This is a genomic window from Paenibacillus sp. FSL F4-0236 (assembly GCF_038000135.1).
In the GTDB taxonomy this organism is placed as follows: domain Bacteria; phylum Bacillota; class Bacilli; order Paenibacillales; family Paenibacillaceae; genus Paenibacillus_AQ.
In genome coordinates this window covers 5,988,378-6,010,299 of sequence record NZ_JBBOBK010000001.1, presented here as the reverse complement: position 1 = coordinate 6,010,299, position 21,922 = coordinate 5,988,378, and the positions used below count along the sequence as shown (strand labels likewise).

At 47.3% G+C, this 21,922-nt stretch carries 16 protein-coding genes, 10 tRNA genes and 3 rRNA genes; 28 read left to right on the top strand and 1 reads right to left on the bottom strand.

The annotated features are described in order from the left end of the window. Window positions 1–98 precede the first annotated feature (98 nt). The 23 genes from NSQ29_RS26775 (at window position 99) to NSQ29_RS26665 (ending at window position 15,443) form a co-directional block, all read left to right on the top strand. The gene (locus NSQ29_RS26775) at window positions 99–350 is read left to right on the top strand and encodes a DUF2508 family protein (RefSeq protein WP_339268124.1); all 252 of its coding nucleotides are present in this window, start codon (window positions 99–101) and stop codon (window positions 348–350) included. A 43-nt stretch (window positions 351–393) separates the two neighbouring features. Further along, window positions 394–651 carry a pro-sigmaK processing inhibitor BofA family protein gene (locus tag NSQ29_RS26770; RefSeq protein ID WP_371915754.1) on the top strand — a complete coding sequence of 86 codons (258 nt, stop codon included), beginning with the start codon at window positions 394–396 and terminating at the stop codon, window positions 649–651. A gap of 302 nt (window positions 652–953) precedes the next feature. Further along, window positions 954–2,511 (top strand): 16S ribosomal RNA (locus NSQ29_RS26765). A gap of 124 nt (window positions 2,512–2,635) precedes the next feature. After that, window positions 2,636–2,752, top strand: a 5S ribosomal RNA gene (gene rrf / locus NSQ29_RS26760). 45 nt (window positions 2,753–2,797) lie between these two features. Beyond that, a tRNA-Ile gene (locus NSQ29_RS26755) sits at window positions 2,798–2,874 on the top strand. 21 nt (window positions 2,875–2,895) lie between these two features. Continuing rightward, window positions 2,896–2,971: transfer RNA gene (locus tag NSQ29_RS26750), tRNA-Ala, on the top strand. A 138-nt stretch (window positions 2,972–3,109) separates the two neighbouring features. Further along, window positions 3,110–6,038 (top strand): 23S ribosomal RNA (locus NSQ29_RS26745). The 16S, 23S and 5S rRNA genes sit together here with 10 tRNA genes alongside, the layout of an rRNA operon. 82 nt (window positions 6,039–6,120) lie before the next feature. Beyond that, window positions 6,121–6,212, top strand: a tRNA-Ser gene (locus NSQ29_RS26740). 30 nt (window positions 6,213–6,242) lie between these two features. After that, window positions 6,243–6,319 (top strand) — tRNA-Met (locus NSQ29_RS26735). 8 nt (window positions 6,320–6,327) lie between these two features. Continuing rightward, window positions 6,328–6,403, top strand: a tRNA-Val gene (locus NSQ29_RS26730). Window positions 6,404–6,436: 33 nt separating this feature from the next. Then, window positions 6,437–6,512: transfer RNA gene (locus NSQ29_RS26725), tRNA-Thr, on the top strand. Between the two features lie 13 nt (window positions 6,513–6,525). Next, window positions 6,526–6,603, top strand: a tRNA-Asp gene (locus NSQ29_RS26720). A 66-nt stretch (window positions 6,604–6,669) separates the two neighbouring features. Continuing rightward, window positions 6,670–6,742, top strand: a tRNA-Phe gene (locus NSQ29_RS26715). Between the two features lie 9 nt (window positions 6,743–6,751). Beyond that, window positions 6,752–6,837 (top strand) — tRNA-Tyr (locus NSQ29_RS26710). Between the two features lie 5 nt (window positions 6,838–6,842). After that, window positions 6,843–6,915, top strand: a tRNA-Lys gene (locus NSQ29_RS26705). 149 nt (window positions 6,916–7,064) lie between these two features. Next, complete coding sequence (locus NSQ29_RS26700; protein WP_042183986.1) at window positions 7,065–8,159, top strand: PucR family transcriptional regulator; 1,095 nt, start codon at window positions 7,065–7,067, stop codon at window positions 8,157–8,159. 114 nt (window positions 8,160–8,273) lie between these two features. Continuing rightward, window positions 8,274–9,395, top strand: a complete 1,122-nt coding sequence (locus tag NSQ29_RS26695) for an ABC transporter ATP-binding protein (RefSeq protein WP_042123255.1) — start codon at window positions 8,274–8,276, stop codon at window positions 9,393–9,395. Window positions 9,396–9,605: 210 nt separating this feature from the next. Next, window positions 9,606–10,544 carry an HPr(Ser) kinase/phosphatase gene (hprK, locus tag NSQ29_RS26690; protein ID WP_042183988.1) on the top strand — a complete coding sequence of 313 codons (939 nt, stop codon included), beginning with the start codon at window positions 9,606–9,608 and terminating at the stop codon, window positions 10,542–10,544. A 12-nt stretch (window positions 10,545–10,556) separates the two neighbouring features. Next, window positions 10,557–11,588: a prolipoprotein diacylglyceryl transferase gene (gene lgt / locus NSQ29_RS26685; RefSeq protein ID WP_042183990.1), complete on the top strand. Its 1,032-nt coding sequence runs from the start codon at window positions 10,557–10,559 to the stop codon at window positions 11,586–11,588. A 5-nt stretch (window positions 11,589–11,593) separates the two neighbouring features. Continuing rightward, a complete protein-coding gene (gene ppaX, locus NSQ29_RS26680; protein ID WP_076286834.1) occupies window positions 11,594–12,250 on the top strand; it encodes a pyrophosphatase PpaX in 657 nt (218 codons plus the stop codon). Then, window positions 12,247–12,756, top strand: coding sequence for an acyltransferase (locus NSQ29_RS26675; RefSeq protein ID WP_179281711.1), 510 nt, complete (start codon window positions 12,247–12,249; stop codon window positions 12,754–12,756). Before ppaX ends, NSQ29_RS26675 begins: the two co-directional genes overlap by 4 nt. Before the next feature lie 293 nt (window positions 12,757–13,049). Then, window positions 13,050–14,246, top strand: a complete 1,197-nt coding sequence (locus tag NSQ29_RS26670) for an acyltransferase (protein WP_341126492.1) — start codon at window positions 13,050–13,052, stop codon at window positions 14,244–14,246. A 42-nt stretch (window positions 14,247–14,288) separates the two neighbouring features. Then, entirely contained in the window at window positions 14,289–15,443 is a 1,155-nt protein-coding gene (locus tag NSQ29_RS26665) for an acyltransferase (protein WP_341126491.1), read from the top strand. Between the two features lie 72 nt (window positions 15,444–15,515). Here NSQ29_RS26665 and gntK read toward each other — a convergent pair whose 3' ends face one another. Then, complete coding sequence (gntK, locus tag NSQ29_RS26660) at window positions 15,516–17,045, bottom strand: gluconokinase (RefSeq protein WP_341126822.1); 1,530 nt, start codon at window positions 17,043–17,045, stop codon at window positions 15,516–15,518. 379 nt (window positions 17,046–17,424) lie between these two features. Between gntK and NSQ29_RS26655 the strand changes: the two genes are divergently transcribed. The 5 genes from NSQ29_RS26655 to hisH all read left to right on the top strand — a co-directional run bounded on the left by NSQ29_RS26655 (window position 17,425) and on the right by hisH (window position 21,917). Further along, window positions 17,425–18,642, top strand: coding sequence for an ATP phosphoribosyltransferase regulatory subunit (locus NSQ29_RS26655; protein WP_341126490.1), 1,218 nt, complete (start codon window positions 17,425–17,427; stop codon window positions 18,640–18,642). A 69-nt stretch (window positions 18,643–18,711) separates the two neighbouring features. Then, the gene (gene hisG / locus NSQ29_RS26650; RefSeq protein WP_042123270.1) at window positions 18,712–19,350 is read left to right on the top strand and encodes an ATP phosphoribosyltransferase; all 639 of its coding nucleotides are present in this window, start codon (window positions 18,712–18,714) and stop codon (window positions 19,348–19,350) included. A 36-nt stretch (window positions 19,351–19,386) separates the two neighbouring features. After that, the gene (hisD, locus tag NSQ29_RS26645) at window positions 19,387–20,697 is read left to right on the top strand and encodes a histidinol dehydrogenase (RefSeq protein WP_076286830.1); all 1,311 of its coding nucleotides are present in this window, start codon (window positions 19,387–19,389) and stop codon (window positions 20,695–20,697) included. Next, on the top strand, window positions 20,684–21,292 hold the full coding sequence (gene hisB / locus NSQ29_RS26640; protein ID WP_036687073.1) for an imidazoleglycerol-phosphate dehydratase HisB: 609 nt from the start codon (window positions 20,684–20,686) through the stop codon (window positions 21,290–21,292). Before hisD ends, hisB begins: the two co-directional genes overlap by 14 nt. Window position 21,293: 1 nt before the next feature. Beyond that, on the top strand, window positions 21,294–21,917 hold the full coding sequence (gene hisH / locus NSQ29_RS26635) for an imidazole glycerol phosphate synthase subunit HisH (protein ID WP_339268140.1): 624 nt from the start codon (window positions 21,294–21,296) through the stop codon (window positions 21,915–21,917). The last annotated feature ends 5 nt before the right edge of the window (window positions 21,918–21,922 follow it).

The window sequence follows — 21,922 nt, the reverse complement described above, 5'->3', positions numbered from 1 at the left end:
GGCCTCCTTTTTTTGTTCTAAGTTTGTCCCTATCCCGATATGAATGAGAATAACGAGATGTAATTTTGCATCGAAATTATTCTGAGGAGGAATGAGTAATGGGATGGTGGAGCTCATTGTGGCGGGGAGTAGATGAAGAACAGGGTAGAAAAGATACGGAGGGCTGGGAAACGTTGCTGGAGGTTCGTAAGGCGCAATCTGAGTGGGAGAGAGCGTACCTAATGTTTGATGAAGCGTTGGGTCAAGATCAAATTGATTATGCTATTTATATTTTAGAGGCAGCAGAGCGCAAGTATCAGATACATCTTAAACATGCAAAGAGCATTGGATTAAATAGCAGTCAGATGTAGGCGCTAACCAAATGGAAATATAGGAGGGATCAACATGCTAAGAATGTTAGCTATAGGAGTACTGGTCATATCGGTTGTATTGTTGAGTGTAATTGTATTCCGGAAAAAACTTGGCTTTGGATGGCTTAGTCTGTTCGGAGCTCATTTGGTACTGGCTGCGCTCGCGATATATGTAGTGAATTTCTCGGGTTTAATCACACAAGTTCATATTCCCTTGAATCCCGCAACCATAGGCGCAGTAACGGTTCTTGGCCTTCCAGGCGTAGTAATGTTAATAGGATTAAGAATTATTTTGTTTTAATGCTTGACGTGAGTTTGAAAAATATGATACATTAAGTCTCGCCCCTTTGGACAAGATGTTGATTAACAACTTGCTGAAACGGTAAGCGAAAAAAAGAAATTAAAAAAACGCTTGACGAAAACAAAGGTGCTGTGATATATTATAAAGGTCGCTGCTGACAAGCAACGACAACGAAAGATGAGACATTGATCTTTGAAAACTGAACAACGAGTGAGTGGGAAATCACGAAAGTGAAATCCAAAATTAGAGAATTAATTTTCTCGTCAGATGTTTCAAAATGAGCATATCGCTCTTTTCAATACTAATTGGAGAGTTTGATCCTGGCTCAGGACGAACGCTGGCGGCGTGCCTAATACATGCAAGTCGAGCGGAGTCATTTTGAAAGCTTGCTTTCAAAATGACTTAGCGGCGGACGGGTGAGTAACACGTAGGCAACCTGCCCCTTAGACTGGGATAACTACCGGAAACGGTAGCTAATACCGGATAATTTCTTTTTTCTCCTGAAGAAAGAATGAAAGACGGAGCAATCTGTCACTGAGGGATGGGCCTGCGGCGCATTAGCTAGTTGGTGGGGTAACGGCCCACCAAGGCGACGATGCGTAGCCGACCTGAGAGGGTGAACGGCCACACTGGGACTGAGACACGGCCCAGACTCCTACGGGAGGCAGCAGTAGGGAATCTTCCGCAATGGACGAAAGTCTGACGGAGCAACGCCGCGTGAGTGATGAAGGTTTTCGGATCGTAAAGCTCTGTTGCCAGGGAAGAACGTCCGGTAGAGTAACTGCTATCGGAGTGACGGTACCTGAGAAGAAAGCCCCGGCTAACTACGTGCCAGCAGCCGCGGTAATACGTAGGGGGCAAGCGTTGTCCGGAATTATTGGGCGTAAAGCGCGCGCAGGCGGTCATTTAAGTCTGGTGTTTAAACCTTGGGCTCAACCTGAGGTCGCACTGGAAACTGGGTGACTTGAGTACAGAAGAGGAAAGTGGAATTCCACGTGTAGCGGTGAAATGCGTAGATATGTGGAGGAACACCAGTGGCGAAGGCGACTTTCTGGGCTGTAACTGACGCTGAGGCGCGAAAGCGTGGGGAGCAAACAGGATTAGATACCCTGGTAGTCCACGCCGTAAACGATGAGTGCTAGGTGTTAGGGGTTTCGATACCCTTGGTGCCGAAGTTAACACAGTAAGCACTCCGCCTGGGGAGTACGGTCGCAAGACTGAAACTCAAAGGAATTGACGGGGACCCGCACAAGCAGTGGAGTATGTGGTTTAATTCGAAGCAACGCGAAGAACCTTACCAGGTCTTGACATCCCTCTGAATCCACTAGAGATAGTGGCGGCCTTCGGGACAGAGGAGACAGGTGGTGCATGGTTGTCGTCAGCTCGTGTCGTGAGATGTTGGGTTAAGTCCCGCAACGAGCGCAACCCTTAACTTTAGTTGCCAGCAAGTAATGTTGGGCACTCTAGAGTGACTGCCGGTGACAAACCGGAGGAAGGTGGGGATGACGTCAAATCATCATGCCCCTTATGACCTGGGCTACACACGTACTACAATGGCCGGTACAACGGGAAGCGAAACCGCGAGGTGAAGCCAATCCCATCAAAGCCGGTCTCAGTTCGGATTGCAGGCTGCAACTCGCCTGCATGAAGTCGGAATTGCTAGTAATCGCGGATCAGCATGCCGCGGTGAATACGTTCCCGGGTCTTGTACACACCGCCCGTCACACCACGAGAGTTTACAACACCCGAAGTCGGTGGGGTAACCCGCAAGGGAGCCAGCCGCCGAAGGTGGGGTAGATGATTGGGGTGAAGTCGTAACAAGGTAGCCGTATCGGAAGGTGCGGCTGGATCACCTCCTTTCTATGGAGAATCGTCTTCTGCAATGAAGACATTCAAATCGGAAGTTAAACTTCCATTATAGAACCTTCGGGTTCGAACACTCACTCGTGTTCAGTTTTGAAAGAGCAAGTCTCTTTCGTATGCGTTTGGTGGCGATAGCGGAGGGGTTCCACACGTACCCATCCCGAACACGACCGTTAAGCCCTCCAGCGCCGATGGTACTTGGACCGAAGGGTCCTGGGAGAGTAGGACGCCGCCAAGCGGACAACCATTCTTTGGTTGATTCACAATATTATATATGTTATATGGGCTTTTAGCTCAGTTGGTTAGAGCGCACCTCTGATAAGGGTGAGGTCGGTGGTTCGAGTCCACCAAGGCCCACCATATGACATTATATCCTTTTATGGGGCCATAGCTCAGCTGGGAGAGCGCCTGCCTTGCAAGCAGGAGGTCAGCGGTTCGATCCCGCTTGGCTCCACCATAATTTTAATTCGATACCTTCTTTAAACTTGATCCTTGAAAACTGGATACCGAAACGAATTTGCGTTTTAGAACATCTTTTAGCAACTTGTGTAAACAAGTAAATGTTATTAGTGAGATTTTTCTTAGGAAAAATCGAGGTTAAGCTAATAAGAGCACACGGAGGATGCCTAGGCGCCAGGAGCCGACGAAGGACGTGGCGAACAACGAAACTGCCTCGGGGAGCTGTAAGCAAGCTTTGATCCGGGGGTGTCCGAATGGGGAAACCCAGCTGTGGTAATTCGCAGTTACTCATCTCTGAACACATAGGAGATGTAGAGGCAGACCAGGGGAACTGAAACATCTAAGTACCCTGAGGAAGAGAAAACAATAGTGATTCCGTCAGTAGCGGCGAGCGAACGCGGAACAGCCTAAACCTAAGAGCTTGCTCTTAGGGGTTGTGGGACGTCTCACATGGAGTTACAAAGGAATATGGTAGGTGAAGAGGTCTGGAAAGGCCCGCGATAGAGGTAAAAGCCCTGTAGCCTAAACTGTGTTCTCTCCGAGACGGATCCCGAGTAGTGCGGGGCACGTGAAACCCCGTATGAATCCAGCAGGACCATCTGCTAAGGCTAAATACTACCTGGCGACCGATAGTGAAACAGTACCGTGAGGGAAAGGTGAAAAGCACCCCGGAAGGGGAGTGAAATAGAACCTGAAACCGTGTGCTTACAAAAAGTCAGAGCCCTATCTATGGGTGATGGCGTGCCTTTTGTAGAATGAACCGGCGAGTTACGTTTAACATGCAAGGTTAAGTCGAGAAGACGGAGCCGCAGCGAAAGCGAGTCTGAATAGGGCGATTTAGTATGTGGACGTAGACCCGAAACCGTGTGATCTACCCCTGTCCAGGGTGAAGGTGCGGTAACACGCACTGGAGGCCCGAACCCACGCATGTTGAAAAATGCGGGGATGAGGTGGGGGTAGCGGAGAAATTCCAATCGAACTCGGAGATAGCTGGTTCTCCCCGAAATAGCTTTAGGGCTAGCCTCGGTATAAGAGTAGTGGAGGTAGAGCACTGATTGGGTGCGGGGTCCGCAAGGATTACCAAGCTCAGTCAAACTCCGAATGCCATATACTTATTGCCGGGAGTCAGACAGTGAGTGCTAAGATCCATTGTCAAAAGGGAAACAGCCCAGACCATCAGCTAAGGTCCCCAAGTGTGTGTTAAGTGGGAAAGGATGTGGAGTTGCACAGACAACCAGGATGTTGGCTTAGAAGCAGCCACCATTGAAAGAGTGCGTAATAGCTCACTGGTCGAGTGACTCTGCGCCGAAAATGTAACGGGGCTAAACACACCACCGAAGCTATGGCTAGATACGTATGTATCTGGGGTAGGGGAGCGTTGTATGTGGGTTGAAGGTGTACCGTAAGGAGCGCTGGACAGCATACAAGTGAGAATGCCGGTATGAGTAACGAAAAGATCAGTGAGAATCTGATCCGCCGAAAGCCCAAGGTTTCCTGAGGAAGGCTCGTCCGCTCAGGGTAAGTCGGGACCTAAGGCGAGGCCGAAAGGCGTAGTCGAAGGACAACAGTTTGAAATTACTGTACCACCGTAATCCGCTATGAGCGATGGGGTGACGCAGGAGGGTAGTGACGCGGACTGATGGATATGTCCGTCTAAGCAGTGAGGCTGATGTGTAGGCAAATCCGCACATCATTAAGGCTGGGCTGTGATGGGGAGCGAAAATTATAGTAGCGAAGGTCATGATCTCACACTGCCAAGAAAAGCCTCTAGCCAGGAGAAGGTGCCCGTACCGCAAACCGACACAGGTAGGCGAGAAGAGAATTCTAAGGCGCGCGGAAGAACTCTCGTTAAGGAACTCGGCAAAATGACCCCGTAACTTCGGGAGAAGGGGTGCCCCGGTAGTGTGAATAGCACGAGGGGGCCGCAGTGAAAAGGCCCAAGCGACTGTTTAGCAAAAACACAGGTCTGTGCGAAGCCGCAAGGCGAAGTATACGGGCTGACGCCTGCCCGGTGCTGGAAGGTTAAGGGGAGTGGTTAGGGGTAACCCGAAGCTATGAACCGAAGCCCCAGTAAACGGCGGCCGTAACTATAACGGTCCTAAGGTAGCGAAATTCCTTGTCAGGTAAATTCTGACCCGCACGAATGGCGTAACGACTTGGGCGCTGTCTCAACGAGAGATCCGGTGAAATTTTAATACCTGTGAAGATGCAGGTTACCCGCGACAAGACGGAAAGACCCCATGGAGCTTTACTGCAGCTTGATATTGAATTTGGGTACGATCTGTACAGGATAGGTGGGAGCCGTAGAAATCGGAGCGCAAGCTTCGGTGGAGGCGCCGTTGGGATACCACCCTGATCGTATCTAGGTTCTAACCTAGTACCCTTACCGGGTACGGGGACCGTGTCAGGCGGGCAGTTTGACTGGGGCGGTCGCCTCCTAAAGAGTAACGGAGGCGTTCCAAGGTTCCCTCAGAATGGTTGGAAATCATTCGAAGAGTGCAAAGGCATAAGGGAGCTTGACTGCGAGACCTACAAGTCGAGCAGGGACGAAAGTCGGACTTAGTGATCCGGTGGTACCGCATGGAAGGGCCATCGCTCAACGGATAAAAGCTACCCTGGGGATAACAGGCTTATCTCCCCCAAGAGTCCACATCGACGGGGAGGTTTGGCACCTCGATGTCGGCTCATCGCATCCTGGGGCTGAAGTAGGTCCCAAGGGTTGGGCTGTTCGCCCATTAAAGCGGTACGCGAGCTGGGTTCAGAACGTCGTGAGACAGTTCGGTCCCTATCTGTCGTGGGCGCAGGAAATTTGAGAGGAGCTGTCCTTAGTACGAGAGGACCGGGATGGACGTACCGCTGGTGCACCAGTTGTTCCGCCAGGAGCATGGCTGGGTAGCTACGTACGGACGGGATAAGCGCTGAAAGCATCTAAGCGTGAAGCCCCCCTCAAGATGAGATTTCCCAATTAGTAAGACCCCTTGAAGACGACGAGGTAGATAGGTTGGAGGTGGAAGTGCAGTAATGCATGGAGCTGACCAATACTAATCGGTCGAGGGCTTATCCTATACTTAGAACGCAAATTCAATTCGGATTCAGTTTTCAGGGAGTCAAATTCCTGTTTGGATTGCTGTGGTACTGATATCGTTTGGAGAGATACCCAAGTGGCTATAAGGGGACCCTCTGCTAAGGGGTTAGACTGCGTAAGCGGTGCGTGGGTTCGAATCCCACTCTCTCCGCCATTTTCAATCCATAGCATTTCTAATTATTGTGGCGGTGTAGCTCAGCTGGCTAGAGCGTACGGTTCATACCCGTGAGGTCGGGGGTTCGATCCCCTTCGCCGCTACCATAATACCTGGAGGCTTAGCTCAGCTGGGAGAGCATCTGCCTTACAAGCAGAGGGTCGGGGGTTCGATCCCCTCAGCCTCCACCATTATTACTTTTTTAGAATTACTTTTTACACCGTGCCGGTGTAGCTCAACTGGTAGAGCAACTGACTTGTAATCAGTAGGTTGGGGGTTCAAGTCCTCTCGCCGGCACCATTATTATCAATGCGGAACCGTGGTGTAGTTGGCCTAACATGCCTGCCTGTCACGCAGGAGATCGCGAGTTCGAATCTCGTCGGTTCCGCCATTTTTTTCCACAAGACTAGGGTGGGAAGTTTAATGCTACCACTTTATTTTTATGTCAATTTAATATGGCTCGATAGCTCAGTCGGTAGAGCAGAGGACTGAAAATCCTCGTGTCGGCGGTTCGAATCCGTCTCGAGCCACTTTTCCCTGGGGGATTAGCGAAGTGGCCAAACGCATCAGACTGTAAATCTGCTCACGTACGTGTTCGGTGGTTCGAATCCATCATCCCCCACCATTTATGAGCCATTAGCTCAGTTGGTAGAGCACCTGACTTTTAATCAGGGTGTCGAAGGTTCGAGTCCTTCATGGCTCATCCCAAACAGAAAGTCATCACCTTATGGTGGTGGCTTTTTTTGTGTTTTATGGTTGTATTATAGTAGCGCGCTACTGTAGCGATTAACATAATATAAGAGAATATGCTAAAATAGGCGAAAAGAGCAAAAGTGGTGGAGCATGGTGACTATGGATAGTGAGACATTGCGGAAAAAATTAGAGCAGCTCACCGGAAAGAGAACCGGAATCAAGCAGTTAGGGAGGCAGCATTCAGCTTCTCTTTTTAGCATGGGATTAGAAGGACAGGATCAGCTGGTAATCCATGAGGGTCATCTCTGGGCACCTTTGTATGAGAGTGACGGACGTATAACCGCTGTCTGGGTAGAAATGGAGGGGCTCACCTCTCTGGAAGTACAACTGGTCAACTATGCAGTTCGAAATTTTGCTATTGCACTTAAAGCTACAGGGCTTAGAGAAGAAGGTGAAGTGGAGGCGCGGCAGCTTGGCGCTTGGTTGAACACGGAGCTAGAGCAAGAGAAAAATGACACTGAAATTCCCGATGAGATCACCCTAAAGGGACGTCTGTTCGGAGATATGATTCCATTCCTCCTAAGTAGTGAGATTGCCCATAGTCCACAGATCTCTTATCGTTCACTGATGAAATTACTGCGTAGCTATTTTGAGAACGAAATTCTGCTCATTCCCCTTCAAGAGAAGGAATGGTTAATTTTAGCTCGTAAAGAATTACTTACGGGCGGGGATGATAAGGATGATGAAGAAGAGAGTGTAGATGATCTTCTAGCACAGACTAGTATGGGGTTACATGAGCTGATAGCTAGTGAATGGGTAGGGGTATTCCATTTGGCAGTAGCTCCGGCTATAGTCCCTGTTAAGGGATTGACTGGATCTGTAGCTTTGCTCAGGGAGACGATTGTACTTGGTCGTATTTTTCAAGTAGGAGAGTATATTCATTTACCTTGGGAACTGCATTTGGAACGTCTGGTTAACAGCATTCCTGATGTACGCCGCAAACAGTTGCTTGGACAAATTGGTGACTACTCCTCTGTACTATCAGATAAAGAAATGCTGCTGACTTTGGAGACTTTTTTTGAGATGGACTGTAATGTAAGTGAAACCGCCAAGAAGTTGTATATCCATCGTAATACGCTGCTTTATCGTCTGGATAAGATAAAACAAGAGACCGGAGCAGATGTACGAAGCTTTGGGGACGCTGCTATTGTTAAGCTTACTATGCTTTTGTATAAAGTGACGAAAAGGAAATAGGTTTTTTGTGAACCTTACAAATAGCCATAGTGTCCCGACTGGGGTAATATAAATGTACAAGGAAACAGAATTTTTATATTAACTAATTAATAATTAACTCGAGGGGGAAATACAATGGCAGGCGTACGTTTAGAGCATATTTTCAAAAAATACCCGGGTTCAGATAAAGCAACAGTAATCGATATCAATCTTGATATTAAAGATAAGGAATTTCTAGTATTGGTTGGACCTTCCGGTTGCGGTAAATCCACAACTTTGCGTATGATCGCTGGTTTGGAAGAAATCTCCGAAGGTAAAATGTACATTGGCGATCGTGTAGTTAATGACGTTGCACCTAAAGACCGCGATATCGCGATGGTATTCCAATCCTACGCCCTGTATCCGCATATGAGCGTATACCAAAACATGGCTTTCGGTTTGAAACTTCGTAAAGTGAAGAAGGATGAAATCGACAAGAAAGTTCGCGAAGCTGCTAAAATTCTTGATATCGAGCATTTGCTAGATCGTAAACCAAAAGCGCTTTCCGGTGGTCAACGCCAACGTGTCGCTTTGGGACGCGCTATCGTACGTGATCCACAAGTCTTCTTGATGGATGAGCCTCTTTCCAACTTGGATGCTAAACTTCGTGGTCAAATGCGTGCTGAAATCACTAAACTGGTTAAGCGCCTTGAAACTACTTGTATCTACGTAACGCATGACCAAACAGAAGCTATGACAATGGGTGATCGTATCGTAGTTATGTATGATGGTATCATTCAACAAGCAGCTTCCCCTGAAGAGTTGTACAATGAACCTACAAACTTGTTCGTAGCTGGATTTATCGGATCCCCTACAATGAACTTTATCAATGGTACTTTGTCCGAAGTGAGCGGTTCTATCCGTTTCCGTGCTGAGAACCTTGATGTTGAAGTACCAGGCGGAAAAGCTCAAATCATCCGCAACAAAGGTTACATCGGTAAAGAAGTAATCATGGGTGTTCGTCCAGAAGATATCCATGAAGAGCCAGTATTCTTGGAAGCTTCCCCGAACACAATCTTCACTTCATTGGTTGATGTTACTGAAAACCTTGGTCACGAAATGCTCCTTTACTTGAGCGGCCTTGGTAAATCTACTGTAATCGCTCGTGTAGATGGACGTTCCACTACTCGCGAAGGCAGCAAGCCTAAATTGGCTATTGATATGAACAAAATTCACTTCTTTGATAAAGAATCCGAAGCTAACATTTTGTTGGGATAAGATTGTAAAGATCTTTTCTCTCTTGATAAAGCCACCCGAAAGGGTGGCTTTATTGTTTAGATGGCCCCTGTTTGGTTAGGCGCTAAGATTGCATTCATAAGCGTTATCAATTAAGATAGCAGGAGAATTACCTCCGGAATGTAAAGAGATCGCTGCCAACCGGACGCAGTAAGCGGACAAATACCGCAGGTGACGAAAGGACGAAATTACATGGCTAAGAAAGTAAAAGTATCTGAATTGGTACAGCATTTTCAATTAGAGGTTATTTCCGGCCAGGAAGGTCTAAAGAGACCCATTACGGTCGATGACCTGAATCGCCCTGGACTAGAGATTGCTGGTTATTTTGAATATTATCCAGAAGAACGTGTTCAATTGCTAGGCAAAACAGAACTCGCTTTTTTCTCCATGCTGCCCGAAGCTGAGCGGAAAAGTCGACTTCGTGGAATTTGTAATGATAACACACCTTGTATTGTAATTACACGTGGTTTGGAAGTGCCTCAGGAGTTAATTGACATAAGTAATGAAAAGGCTCTTCCTGTGCTTCGCAGCTCGATGGCTACGACTATTTTCTCCAGCCGTTTGACGAGCTTCCTAGAAGGGAAATTAGCCCCTACGGCGACTATTCATGGCGTACTTTGTGATGTATATGGTGTAGGTATGCTAATTACGGGTAGTAGTGGGATTGGTAAAAGTGAAACAGCCCTTGAGCTTGTAAAACGCGGTCATCGATTGATTGCTGATGATGCCGTAGAGATCCGTCAGACTTCAGATAACCAGCTGCATGGTACAGCCCCTGAGTTAATCCGTCATTTACTGGAGATCCGTGGAGTAGGTATCATTAATGTAATGACACTTTTTGGTGCGGGTGCCATTCGTAATCATAAACGGATTACACTTGTTGTTAGATTGGAAGCTTGGCAGCAAGACAAGCAGTATGATCGACTTGGACTTGATGAGGAAACGACACGGATTATTGACACAGATGTTCCGCTTGTAACGATTCCCGTACGCCCAGGACGTAACCTTGCAGTTATTATAGAGGTTGCAGCGATGAACTATCGCCTGAAACAAATGGGCTTTAATGCAGCCCTGCAGTTCACGAATAAGCTAACTGCGACCATATCTGAAGATATGGATGATCTCGATTAGGAGTGTGAGAGAATGTTCCCATTAGCACTAAATCCTATTGTCTTCTCAATTGGATCACTGCAAGTACACTGGTACGGATTAATACTAGGTTTCGGTGCACTCGCGGGGTTATTTCTTGCGATCCGCGAGGGCAAACGGTTTGGTATACCACAAGAATTCTTTATGGATATGCTGCTGCTAGGTGTGCCTTCGGCCATTATTGGGGCACGGATTTACTTTGTAGCGTTTAAATGGGAGGATTATAAGGATAATTTAATAGATGTCTTTAAGATCTGGAATGGTGGCATCGCCATTTACGGTGCGTTAATTGGAGCCATTATTTGCGGAATTATTTATTTCCGCTATAAAGGCTACCCCTTCTGGCGTATCGTTGATATTTGTGCACCTGGACTACTTGCGGGTCAAATGATTGGACGCTGGGGAAACTTTGTCAACCAAGAGGCATACGGCAGCGTGGTTGAAGAGTCTTTTTTACGGGATAAACTGCATTTACCTGACTTCATCGTGAACCAAATGTACATAGGGGATGCTTTTCATCATCCGACCTTCTTATATGAATCTCTTTGGAGCTTACTGGGTATCGCGCTACTCATGGTCCTTCGTCGCCAGAAGTTTGTGCGTGCCGGTGAGATCTTCATGTCTTACTTTATATGGTATTCCATCGGTCGTTTCTTCATTGAAGCCATACGTACGGACAGCTTGGCCTTTAATGGAAGTGCAGGTTTGGCATCCTTTATGAACGGATTGTGGAAACCGATGGAATGGTTAGGCTTTGAGCAAGGATACTTGGACCCAAGCTATGGAAATATTCGTATTTCTCAGCTGCTTGCTCTACTGATCATCGTCGCAGCTGTACTGCTTATCATTATTCGTAGGGTCACTGGAGAGCCTAAAGCACATTATTCTGATCCTATCGTATGTACTAAACCGATCAAAGCAGATACTATAGTGCCTGAAAGCGCAGTAAATACACCGCAGAAAGCTCGTCACGGGGCTCAACCTGAGCAAGGACAGCCTGCGGATGGAGATAAGAAGGAGCAGTAAAGCTTATGATAGAATGCGTTCTTTTTGATCTAGATGGAACGATTGTCGATACGAATGAGCTAATTATTAGTTCGTTTATGTACGCGCTGAAGGACAATGGTCTAGCTCCACTCACTAGGGAAGAGATTATTCCGCATATGGGCACAACCCTTCAGCAACAGATGAGAGTCTTCTCTGGACTTGAGGATGTAAGTGGTGCGCTTGAGAAATCCTACCGTTCTTATAATTATGAACATCACGATGAGTTAGTACGTCCCTTTCCTCAAGTGAATGAGACAATGGAAGAGCTCTTACGTCGTGGAATTAAAATGGGGATTGTGACCACAAAAATTCGTCCAACAACGATTAAGTCACTTGAGATGTTTGATTTGCTAAAGTACATGGATACGATTGTGACGGTGAACGATGTTACTGAACCAAAGCCACATCCAGAGCCTGTTCTGACAGCAGTCAATAACCTTGGCGTTGATCCTCGTAAAACTCTTATGGTGGGTGACAGTACGGTTGATATTCAGTCAGCAAAAGCTGCTGGTGTATATGCGGCTGGAGTATCGTGGTCTTTAAAAGGCGAAGAGACTCTCCGCAAGTATGATCCCGACTATATCATCCATAACATGAAGGATATTATAGAAATTGTGGAGCGAGGAACGAGTGAATCGTGAGAAACGTAACCCGATATCCTGTAGAAGGTCATAACTCACTTTGGTACATTTACCGTACGGTCAGCCCGTGGAAGGGTGTCCGCAACTTTATTTTTATTCAGATTGCCCGTTATTGCCCGATTCTACCGTTAAAGAACTGGATCTATCGTCGGATTCTCGGGATGAAGGTAGGCAAGCATACTTCCTTCGGTCTGATGGCGATGGTGGATGTATTTTTTCCGGAAAAAATAACGGTGGGTGAGAACTCTATTATCGGTTATAACACGACGATTCTGGCGCATGAGTATTTAATCAAGGAGTATCGCCTGGGAGAAGTAGTGATTGGTGAAAATGTATTGATTGGCGCGAATACAACGATTCTTCCCGGTGTAACCATCGGTGATTGGGCAGTTGTTGCCGCAGGATCAGTAGTACACAAGAATGTGGCGGCTGGCTCTTTTGTAGGAGGCAATCCACTGCGAGAGCTACGTCCAGCTTCATCGGAAGATTCTTCGGAACAAGTGTAAAAGATGCTTCGTAAACCCTGCAGTTTCATATTGCGTTTTTTTAGCGCAGGATCTGCAGGGTTTCTTGCGTCTTGGAGAAGCATATTAAGAAAACTTTAAGATCTTCTTAAGTTTTTTATTCGGATGTAGGCGGTATAATTAACCTTAGTAATCACGTAAATCCCACGCTAGGCATTCAGCGTCAAATATCAGAATGTAAATTCAGCAAGTGCAGACTTCCTGGTATGTTCAGTTTCCACATTCCGCTTAGCGTCTCTATGAACAACCATCATAGTAGAGAAGAGGAATTTAATATGAATACTGTGAGACAGGAAAGGCTGCCCCAGCTGGATATTTTCAGAGCTCTAGCTATATTAGGTGTACTGCATGTGCATGCCTCATCTTTTGCTGCTGGAGAGCAGGCACTGCATTCACCTTATTATTACTGGCTGAACTGGATTAACATTTTCTTTAAATTCGGTACGCCCTCATTTATTTTCCTTAGCAGCTTCGTATTGTTTTATAATTATTATGGTCGTCCTGTGACACGTAGCTTGATCATTAATTTCTACCGTCGGCGATTAAAGTATATCTTACTGCCTTATTTGCTAGCTTCTATGGGCTATTATGCACTAACTCTATATGTGAACGGACGATTGATGCAGAGCCTTGGAGATAACTTGTTAAGCTTTTCTAGAGCGTTATTCTCGGGTTCCGCATATGCGCATTTGTATTTTGTCTTTATTAGCATTCAGTTTTATTTGCTTTTTCCAGTGCTGCTTAAGCTACTGCAGAGTTCCCGCTTCTTAATGAAATGGGCGATACCGGTGGGTTTGGCGCTTCAGTGGGGTTTTATTTTTTGGAATAAGTACGAACTGCACATTGTTGAAAAAGGGAGCTTGGCGATCTCCTACCTGGCCTATTATATGATGGGTGCTTATCTCGCCATTCACTTTGAGAAGGTGAAGCTGTGGCTGATAAAGCCATGGAGTGAGCTGGCTGCCAAGCAAAAGAGATGGACTGCCTTATTAGTGAGCTTGTGGTTAATTGCAGCCTTTATCCATGTGCAGCTATGGTATGTAGCCCGCCATTTTGGGGTGTGGACGGATTCGCTGTGGTACGAGCTGTTATGGAATGTTCATACGATGTTATCGGCATTGGTTCTGTTGTACGCTACATTTTTGCTTTATCGAAAGGCCCCTCGTGTGATCGTTGCTTTCTTGACTCGTTTAGGTGAGTTGTCATTTGCAATTTATTTGATTCATCCGCTATTGCTGGCGATATATCGCAGGTTCCGATATCATATTCCCCTCGAATCGCTAACTTATGTTTTCTTCATCTATGGAGGACTTGTAGTTGCACTGGGAGGAAGCTGGTTCATGGTGCAGTTTGCTTTTCGCCGAATTCCTAAGTCATGGATCTTCTTGGGAAGTGTTCCTCGGTCTCTAGAGTCTAGTTCCAAGGTAAGGTCAGGACATGCCTCGGAGGAGATGAGGAAGGTTAATACTTGATTTGGCATCATTTTGATGCGGAGCTTAACAGGAGGAAAGATAATGAGACAAAAAGAAAGAATTCCGCAGCTGGATATTTTTCGAGCGATTGCTATTTTTGCAGTGCTAGCTATTCATGCTACTTCGCGAACGTTGGCGGAGACACTAGGTACAAACATGTTTCATCCGTTCTTATTTATTAATAAATTCAGCCAGTTCGCTGTACCTTCATTCATATTTTTGAGTGGGTTCGTGCTGTTCTATAACTATATTGATCGTCCTCTGGGCGGAAAGACGCTGGGGAAGTTCTACAGTAGAAGGCTGCTTTATATTATCGTGCCTTATGTACTATTTTCACTGTTGTATTTTGCATTAAAAATGACGGCGGGACATACATGGAGTTTACCTCCAGGGGAGATGGCTTCTAAGCTTTGGAAGTATTTGTGGACAGGAACAGCATACACGCATTTGTATTATATTATTATCATTATTCAGTTCTACGTATTGTTTCCGCTCATTCTGTGGTGTCTGCAAAAGGTTCGTCGTCTGGCGGCTTGGGCACCGCTAATCGGATTGGCTCTACAATGGGGTTTTGTGCTGCTGAATAAATACATGACTAATAACGGGTATTGGCAGTTGTCCAAGGGCAGTCTGGCAATCACTTATTTCTCGTATTTCTTGCTGGGTGCTGGGATTGCAGTATATTATCCTTCTTTGAAAAAATGGCTGGTACCTTCACGTGAAGGCTGGCGCGCCGGTAAAGGTCCGGTATGGATTACGTTGTGGTTGTTGTGGATCGTAGCTGGGGTTGTTCATGTGGAGCTATGGTTTAACAACTATACGAAGAAAACAGTCATCAATAGTTTATGGTATGAGGGATTCTCTAACCTTCATGCGCTACTCTCTTGTGTGGTGTTGTTACAAGTCTCCTTCTTATTGTACGGAGCGGGCCGAAGCTTGATTACAAGACTGTTGTTATCTGCCGGAGCTTGCTCTTTCGGAATCTATTTACTGCATCCGTTACTGCTATTTTTCTATAGAAAATTACCGTTTCACGGGGGTTCTCTTGCATATACCGCAGCGATTGCTGGGGGTTGGCTCTTTGCGTTGTTAGGTTCATGGGTGGTAGTGGCCTTTGCCTTCCGATATATTAAATCGGCTTGGATCATCTTCGGCTCGGGTCCACAGAAAGCAAAAGCAGAATCTAAAAGTGCATAGTCTATTGCAAGGAAATATAAAAGCGTCGGTTTTCCCACATATGTGGGCAGGCCGACGCTTTTTATTTTTGCCTTATTCTCCAGCTTGTTCCCGCTGAAATTCTGCAATGGCTTGATACTGGCTTTCGAGACTACGGTAGACAGAAATATAGATCGGCAGCAGCTGCTTGTATATTTTGGTATGTTCATCCAATGGATCATGTTTATAGGTTGAACCAATCATGTCAAACACCACATCAAAGGAATCTACACGACCCGTAGCATAAAGGCCAAGTACAACCGCACCGAGGCAGGAGCTCTCGATACTCTCCGGAATGACAACCTCCTGATCAAAGATATCAGCCATCATCTGCCGCCACACTGAGGAGCGGGCGAATCCGCCAGTGGCAAGGATTCTGCTTGGGCGTCCGATTTGTTCTTCCATAGCAAGGAGAACCATATACATATTGAAGATTACGCCCTCTAGTACTGATCGAATCATATGCTCCTTATGGTGGTTCATAGAAAGGCCAAAGAAGGAGCCGCGGGCATCCGGATTCCACAGCGGCGCCCGTTCTCCAGTCAAGTAAGGATGGAATAAAAGTCCACCGCTTCCCGCAGGAACTTGCTCTGCAATACGAGTCAGAACCTCGTAAGGATCAATGCCTAGTCGTTTGGCGGTTTCAACTTCAGAGGCCGCGAACTCATCCCTTACCCAACGGAACAGCATACCGCCATTGTTGACGGGTCCTCCAATTACCCAATGTTTTGGAGTTAAGTTATAACAGAAGGTCCGTCCTTTGGGATCGGTGAGCGGGTGATCCACCACGGTACGAATTGCTCCACTCGTACCAATCGTAGCGGCCACTACACCGGGTTCAATTGCACCTACGCCGAGATTGGACAGGACGCCGTCACTGGCGCCAATAACAAATGGGGTTGTAGGGAGCAGCAGAAGTTCCTCAGCTAGACCAGGGAGCAGCCCTTGCATGATCTGTGTGGTGGGAACAAGCCGCGAGAGTTGATCCGCTGTAATATGAGCAATCTCTAAAGCTTCTTTATTCCACTCTAGATTCTCTAGATTGAGCATGCCTGTGGAAGAGGCAATGGAATGATCGATGACGTATTCGCCAAACAATCTTGCGAATATGTATTCTTTAATGGAAATAAATTTATAGGTTTGCTGGAATACGTCAGGCTGCTCTTCACGAAGCCACATTAGCTTGGTGATCGGAGACATTGGGTGTATAGGTGTGCCTGTGCGTAGATACAATTCATGGCCGTTTAGCTCATCCTTCAAACGAAGTGCGCATCCGGCACTGCGATTATCAGCCCATGTGATGCAGGCAGTTAGGGCCTTACCCAGTTTATCAACTGCAATGACACTGTGCATGGCTGAACTGAAGGAGACGAATAGGATTTCATCCGCAGATACACCGCTTTGCCGCATAACTTTAGAGATAGTATGGAAGACTGCACTCAGGATTTGTTCTGGGTCTTGCTCCGCTATTGAGGGTGAGGGCTGATGTAAGGGATATCCTACATTAGCTTGTGCAGCTATGGCTCCTTTTTCCTCGAAGAGAACTGCTTTGGTACTTGTAGTTCCAATATCAACGCCAATCATATAGGATTTAGTCACGCATTAGCCCTTCTTTCTAGTTGTAAGTAGATTTTTAGAACACTAATTACAGAATTATGAAGTACAATCATATTAGCTCATTATAGTATTGGATAAACGTGGAGGCAAAATAAAGGGATTCCCAAGTATTGGTTCGAAGTACATAAGTGTTTGATTTAGATTTTCTTTGTGAACAATTCAACCTAGGTAGACAAGCTTTAAGCATACAAGCATTAGAATTGAAGTCATAGCTTTACCCCGTTAGATTGACGAAAAAGCAGTGACCATGATACGATATTGAAAATACTTTAATTTGCTACCACTTTACCATAGTAAAGTAAATATAAACAGTATCTAATGATAACTGACGAGGTGAACAATGAAGATGTCCAAACCAAAGGGATTTGAGAAGCCGTCTGGCGTTCGGGACTATCTGCCCCGGGCCGTAACGAAATTACGCAAAATTGAGAATGATGTGCTGCATTGCATGAGTCGCTGGGGTTATCAGCAAATGATGACTCCGACGCTAGAATATTACGATACAGTTGGCGTGGCTAGCTCTACGTCCGACCAAAAGCTTTATAAATTGCTCAACAATCGTGGTCAGGCGCTAGTGCTTCGTTCTGAAATGACAGCTCCGGTTGCCCGTGTTGTGGCATCTTTATTAAAGGATGAGCCATTGCCATTGCGGTTGTCCTATCACGCTAATGTTTTCCGTGCTATTGAGGAAGAAGCAGGGCGGGAAGCAGAGTTTTTTCAGACAGGGGTCGAGCTGGTAGGTGACGATTCACCTGAGGCGGATGCTGAAGTAGTGGCGCTCGCAATTTCATCTTTGCAGGCTGCAGGTGTGAAGTCTTTTAAAATCGCGATGGGGCATGTAGGCTTTCTGAATGGTTTATTTCAAGAGGCACTTCCACAATTGCCGAAGGCTCAGGAGGAGCTCAAAAGTCATTTGTTGGGCCGTGACTACGTCTCTTTTCGGGAGACCTTACGCCGGCTGGATCTGACGGAAGCTCAGAAGAATGAACTGGATGGACTGTTACGTTTGCGTGGAGGCAAGGAGATTTGTGGACAGGCGCTGGAGCTTAGCGATCATCCGCTTGCCCGTCATTCAATAGATCATTTATGCAAGGTGTGGGAGGTACTGGTCTCTTACGGCGTATCACAGCATGTGCTGATCGATCTGACGATGATCGGGGACTTCTCTTATTATACAGGGATGACTTTCGAAGGCTATGCAGCGGAATTAGGGTTTCCGGTATGTAGTGGAGGTAGATATGATAATCTCCTTCAGCAGTTTGGACGTCCGATCCCTTCTACAGGTTTTTCTTTAAAAACGAATCGTATTCTCGATGGTGTGGCTGGATCGAGCGAAGAGGAAGAGCTGCCTATCTTGATCCAATATGATGCTACTCGCAGAAAAGAAGGTCTGGAAGAGGCAACACGCTTACGGTCGGAAGGGCACGCAGTAGTGACTAGACTAGCAGCAGGTCCAGAAGAGCTTGAAACTGTGAAGCGTCTAGATACGGATACGATCGAAGCAGATGGTATGCGGTACGGCGAAATCTATACCTTTGTATCTTTTGTAAGTGAACATGGCTGAGATATCGCTAGCAAGAATGAGCGGTTAAGATAAATTTTGTATGGAAATGGAAAAGGAGGCAACTTAACGATGGCACAGATTTTGAAGGTCGCTATGCCAAAAGGTCGGATTTATGAAAAGGCTGCTGAGCTGTTCCGCCAGGCAGGTCTCCCGATTCCACCGGATGGTGAGGCATCCCGCAAGCTTGTTATTCCGCTGCCTGAGGCAGGCATGGAGTTTATATTAGCTAAACCAGTAGATGTACCTACATATGTAGAATATGGTGTGGCCGACATTGGAATCGTGGGCAAGGACGTATTGCTGGAGGAAGATCGTGATGTATATGAGCTGCTTGATCTTGGCATCGCTCGATGCCGGATGTCGATCATTGGATTACCGAACTGGCAGCCGGGGATTCAGCAGCGTGTAGCGACGAAATATCCGAATGTGGCATCAAAGTATTTCCGGGAGCAGGGACAGCAGGTTGAGGTCGTGAAGCTGAATGGTTCAATTGAGCTTGCGCCGCTGATTGGTCTCGCTGATCGTATCGTGGATATGGTAGAGACGGGCCAAACACTGCGGGATAACGGATTAATTGAAATGAAGAGCATATTCGAAATTACGAGCCGCCTTGTGGCGAATCGTGTGAGCTATCGGATGAAAAATGAAGAGATACAGCAGCTGTGTGACCGACTACAGGCGGTTATAGGGGAACCAAATTTGCGGTAGGTGACAGATGTTAAGGGGTAAAGGGAGGAACCGGCGATGAAGGTTGTATCGAGCAAGGATTTTAAGCTAGAGCGAGAAGTCGAGTATGGAACGCCAGAGCAAAATCAGGCGGTAAAGGAAATTGTATTCGCGATTAAAAAAGAAGGAGACACGGCGCTTCTTCGCTACACGGAGCAATTTGATCGGGTCACGCTCACGCCGAATCAGCTGCGGGTAACGCCGGAAGAGCTTCAGGCGGCGTATGGCCGGGTAGAAGAATCTTTCGTATCCGCTATTCAAGCGGCTGCAGCAAATATCCGGGCTTTTCATGCTAGACAGAAACGGAATTCGTGGATGGATCTTCAGCCCGATGGCACGATTCTGGGACAGATTATTCGTCCGCTGAAGCGGGTAGGGGTATATGTTCCTGGTGGTAAGGCAGCTTATCCTTCCTCGGTGCTGATGAACGTGATCCCTGCACAGATCGCAGGCGTGCCGGAGATCGTTATGGTAACCCCGCCATCCACCGGCGGCAAAGAAGGGATTGATCCTTACATCCTGGTTGCTGCTGCAGAAGCAGGGGTGAATGAAATCTACCGTGTGGGCGGAGCGCAGGCGGTAGCTGCTTTGGCTTTTGGGACGGAGAGCATAGCGCCGGTAGATAAGATATGTGGGCCCGGCAATATATACGTTGCGCTGGCGAAACGCGAGGTATATGGTGCCGTGGACATCGACAGTATCGCGGGACCAAGCGAAATTGTCGTGCTCGCAGATGAGACCGCTGAGCCGGCCTATGTCGCAGCGGATCTGCTCTCGCAGGCCGAGCATGACGAGATGGCCTCAGCGATTCTAGTCACGCCATCGCAGAGCTTGGCGGATAGCGTGGCTGCTGAAGTGGAGCGTCAGCTACAGGAGCTGCCGCGACAGGCGATCGCCCGTTCATCCGTAGAAAATTACGGGGCGATCATTGTTGTGGAATCTATGGAGGAGGGAATCTCCGTAGTGAATCGGTTGGCACCTGAGCATCTAGAGATTGTTGTCGAGGATCCAATGGGCCTTGTGGGCAGCATCGAGAATGCTGGGGCGATCTTCCTGGGAGCGTATAGCTCGGAGCCTGTGGGCGACTATTTTGCCGGACCGAATCATATTATCCCGACCAATGGTACGGCACGCTTCTCGTCGCCAGTGGATGTGGATGATTTTATAAAGAAATCAAGTCTGATCTATTACAGTAAAGAAGCCCTCCTGCGGGATGGAAAGACCATTATAGAGCTGGCGCGTCGCGAAGGGTTAGAAGGCCACGCACGAGCCATTGAGATTCGACTCAAGAACGAAGGAAAAGGTGGAGACGGATATGGAGAACAATAATGAACAGGCCTTGCGCCAAGCAGGATTAAGCCGTAAAACAAACGAGACGGATATCAAGCTGTCTCTTAACGTAGATGGAAGTGGAGTTTCTGAGCTGGAGACGGATGTTCCTTTTCTGAATCATATGCTGGACCTATTTACGAAGCACGGCCAGTTTGACCTGTCAGTACAGGCGCGAGGAGATATCGAAATTGATGATCACCACACGGTTGAAGACATCGGGATCTGCCTAGGTCAAGCGCTGCACGAAGCACTGGGTGATAAAAAGGGAATCAAACGTTATGCGAGTGTTTTTGTACCGATGGATGAGGCGTTGGCGCAGGTTGTGATCGATATCAGCAATCGCCCACACTTTGAATATCGCGCAACGTATCCTTCACAGCAGGTGGGCAGCTTTTCGACGGAGCTTGTTCAGGAATTCTTATGGAAGTTCGCGCTGGAAGCTCGGATTACGCTGCATGTGATCGTACACTACGGTTCTAACACACATCACATGATTGAGGCTGTATTCAAGGCGCTCGGACGGGCACTCGATGAAGCGACACTGATTGATCCACGTGTGAAGGGTGTGCCTTCTACGAAGGGAGTGCTGTAGCATGACTGTTGCAATCGTCGATTATGGCATGGGCAACCTGCACAGTGTGAGCAAGGCGGTAGAACGTCTCGGTTATGAGTGTGTAGTGACGGGGGAAGCCGAGCAAATTCTCGCTGCTGATAGTGTCATTCTGCCTGGTGTCGGTGCATTTGGCGATGCGATGGAGCAGCTGCGGGAAAGTGGTTTGGATCGTGTGGTCAAACAGGTAGCTGCCGGAACCCAGCCGCTGCTAGGAATCTGTCTTGGTATGCAACTACTGTTTAGCAGTAGTGAAGAGCATGGCAGCCATGAGGGCCTTGATATTCTCTCAGGCTCGGTGGTGCGTTTCGCTCCTAGAGATGGCTATAAAGTGCCGCATATGGGTTGGAACAAGCTGAGCTTTAGGCAGCCGCAAAGTCCGCTTTTTGCAGATCTTGATGAGGGTCATGTGTACTTTGTGCACTCTTATCATGCGCTTGTAGCGAATGAGAGTGATCTGCTGGCTGTCACCGATTATGGTTACCCAGTCACAGCTATTGTGGGGCAAGATAATGTGTTCGGCATGCAGTTCCACCCGGAGAAGAGCGGGGAGCTAGGCATCAAGCTGCTGGGAAATTTTTTGAAATTAAAGGGAGAGCGGGCGTAAGCTGC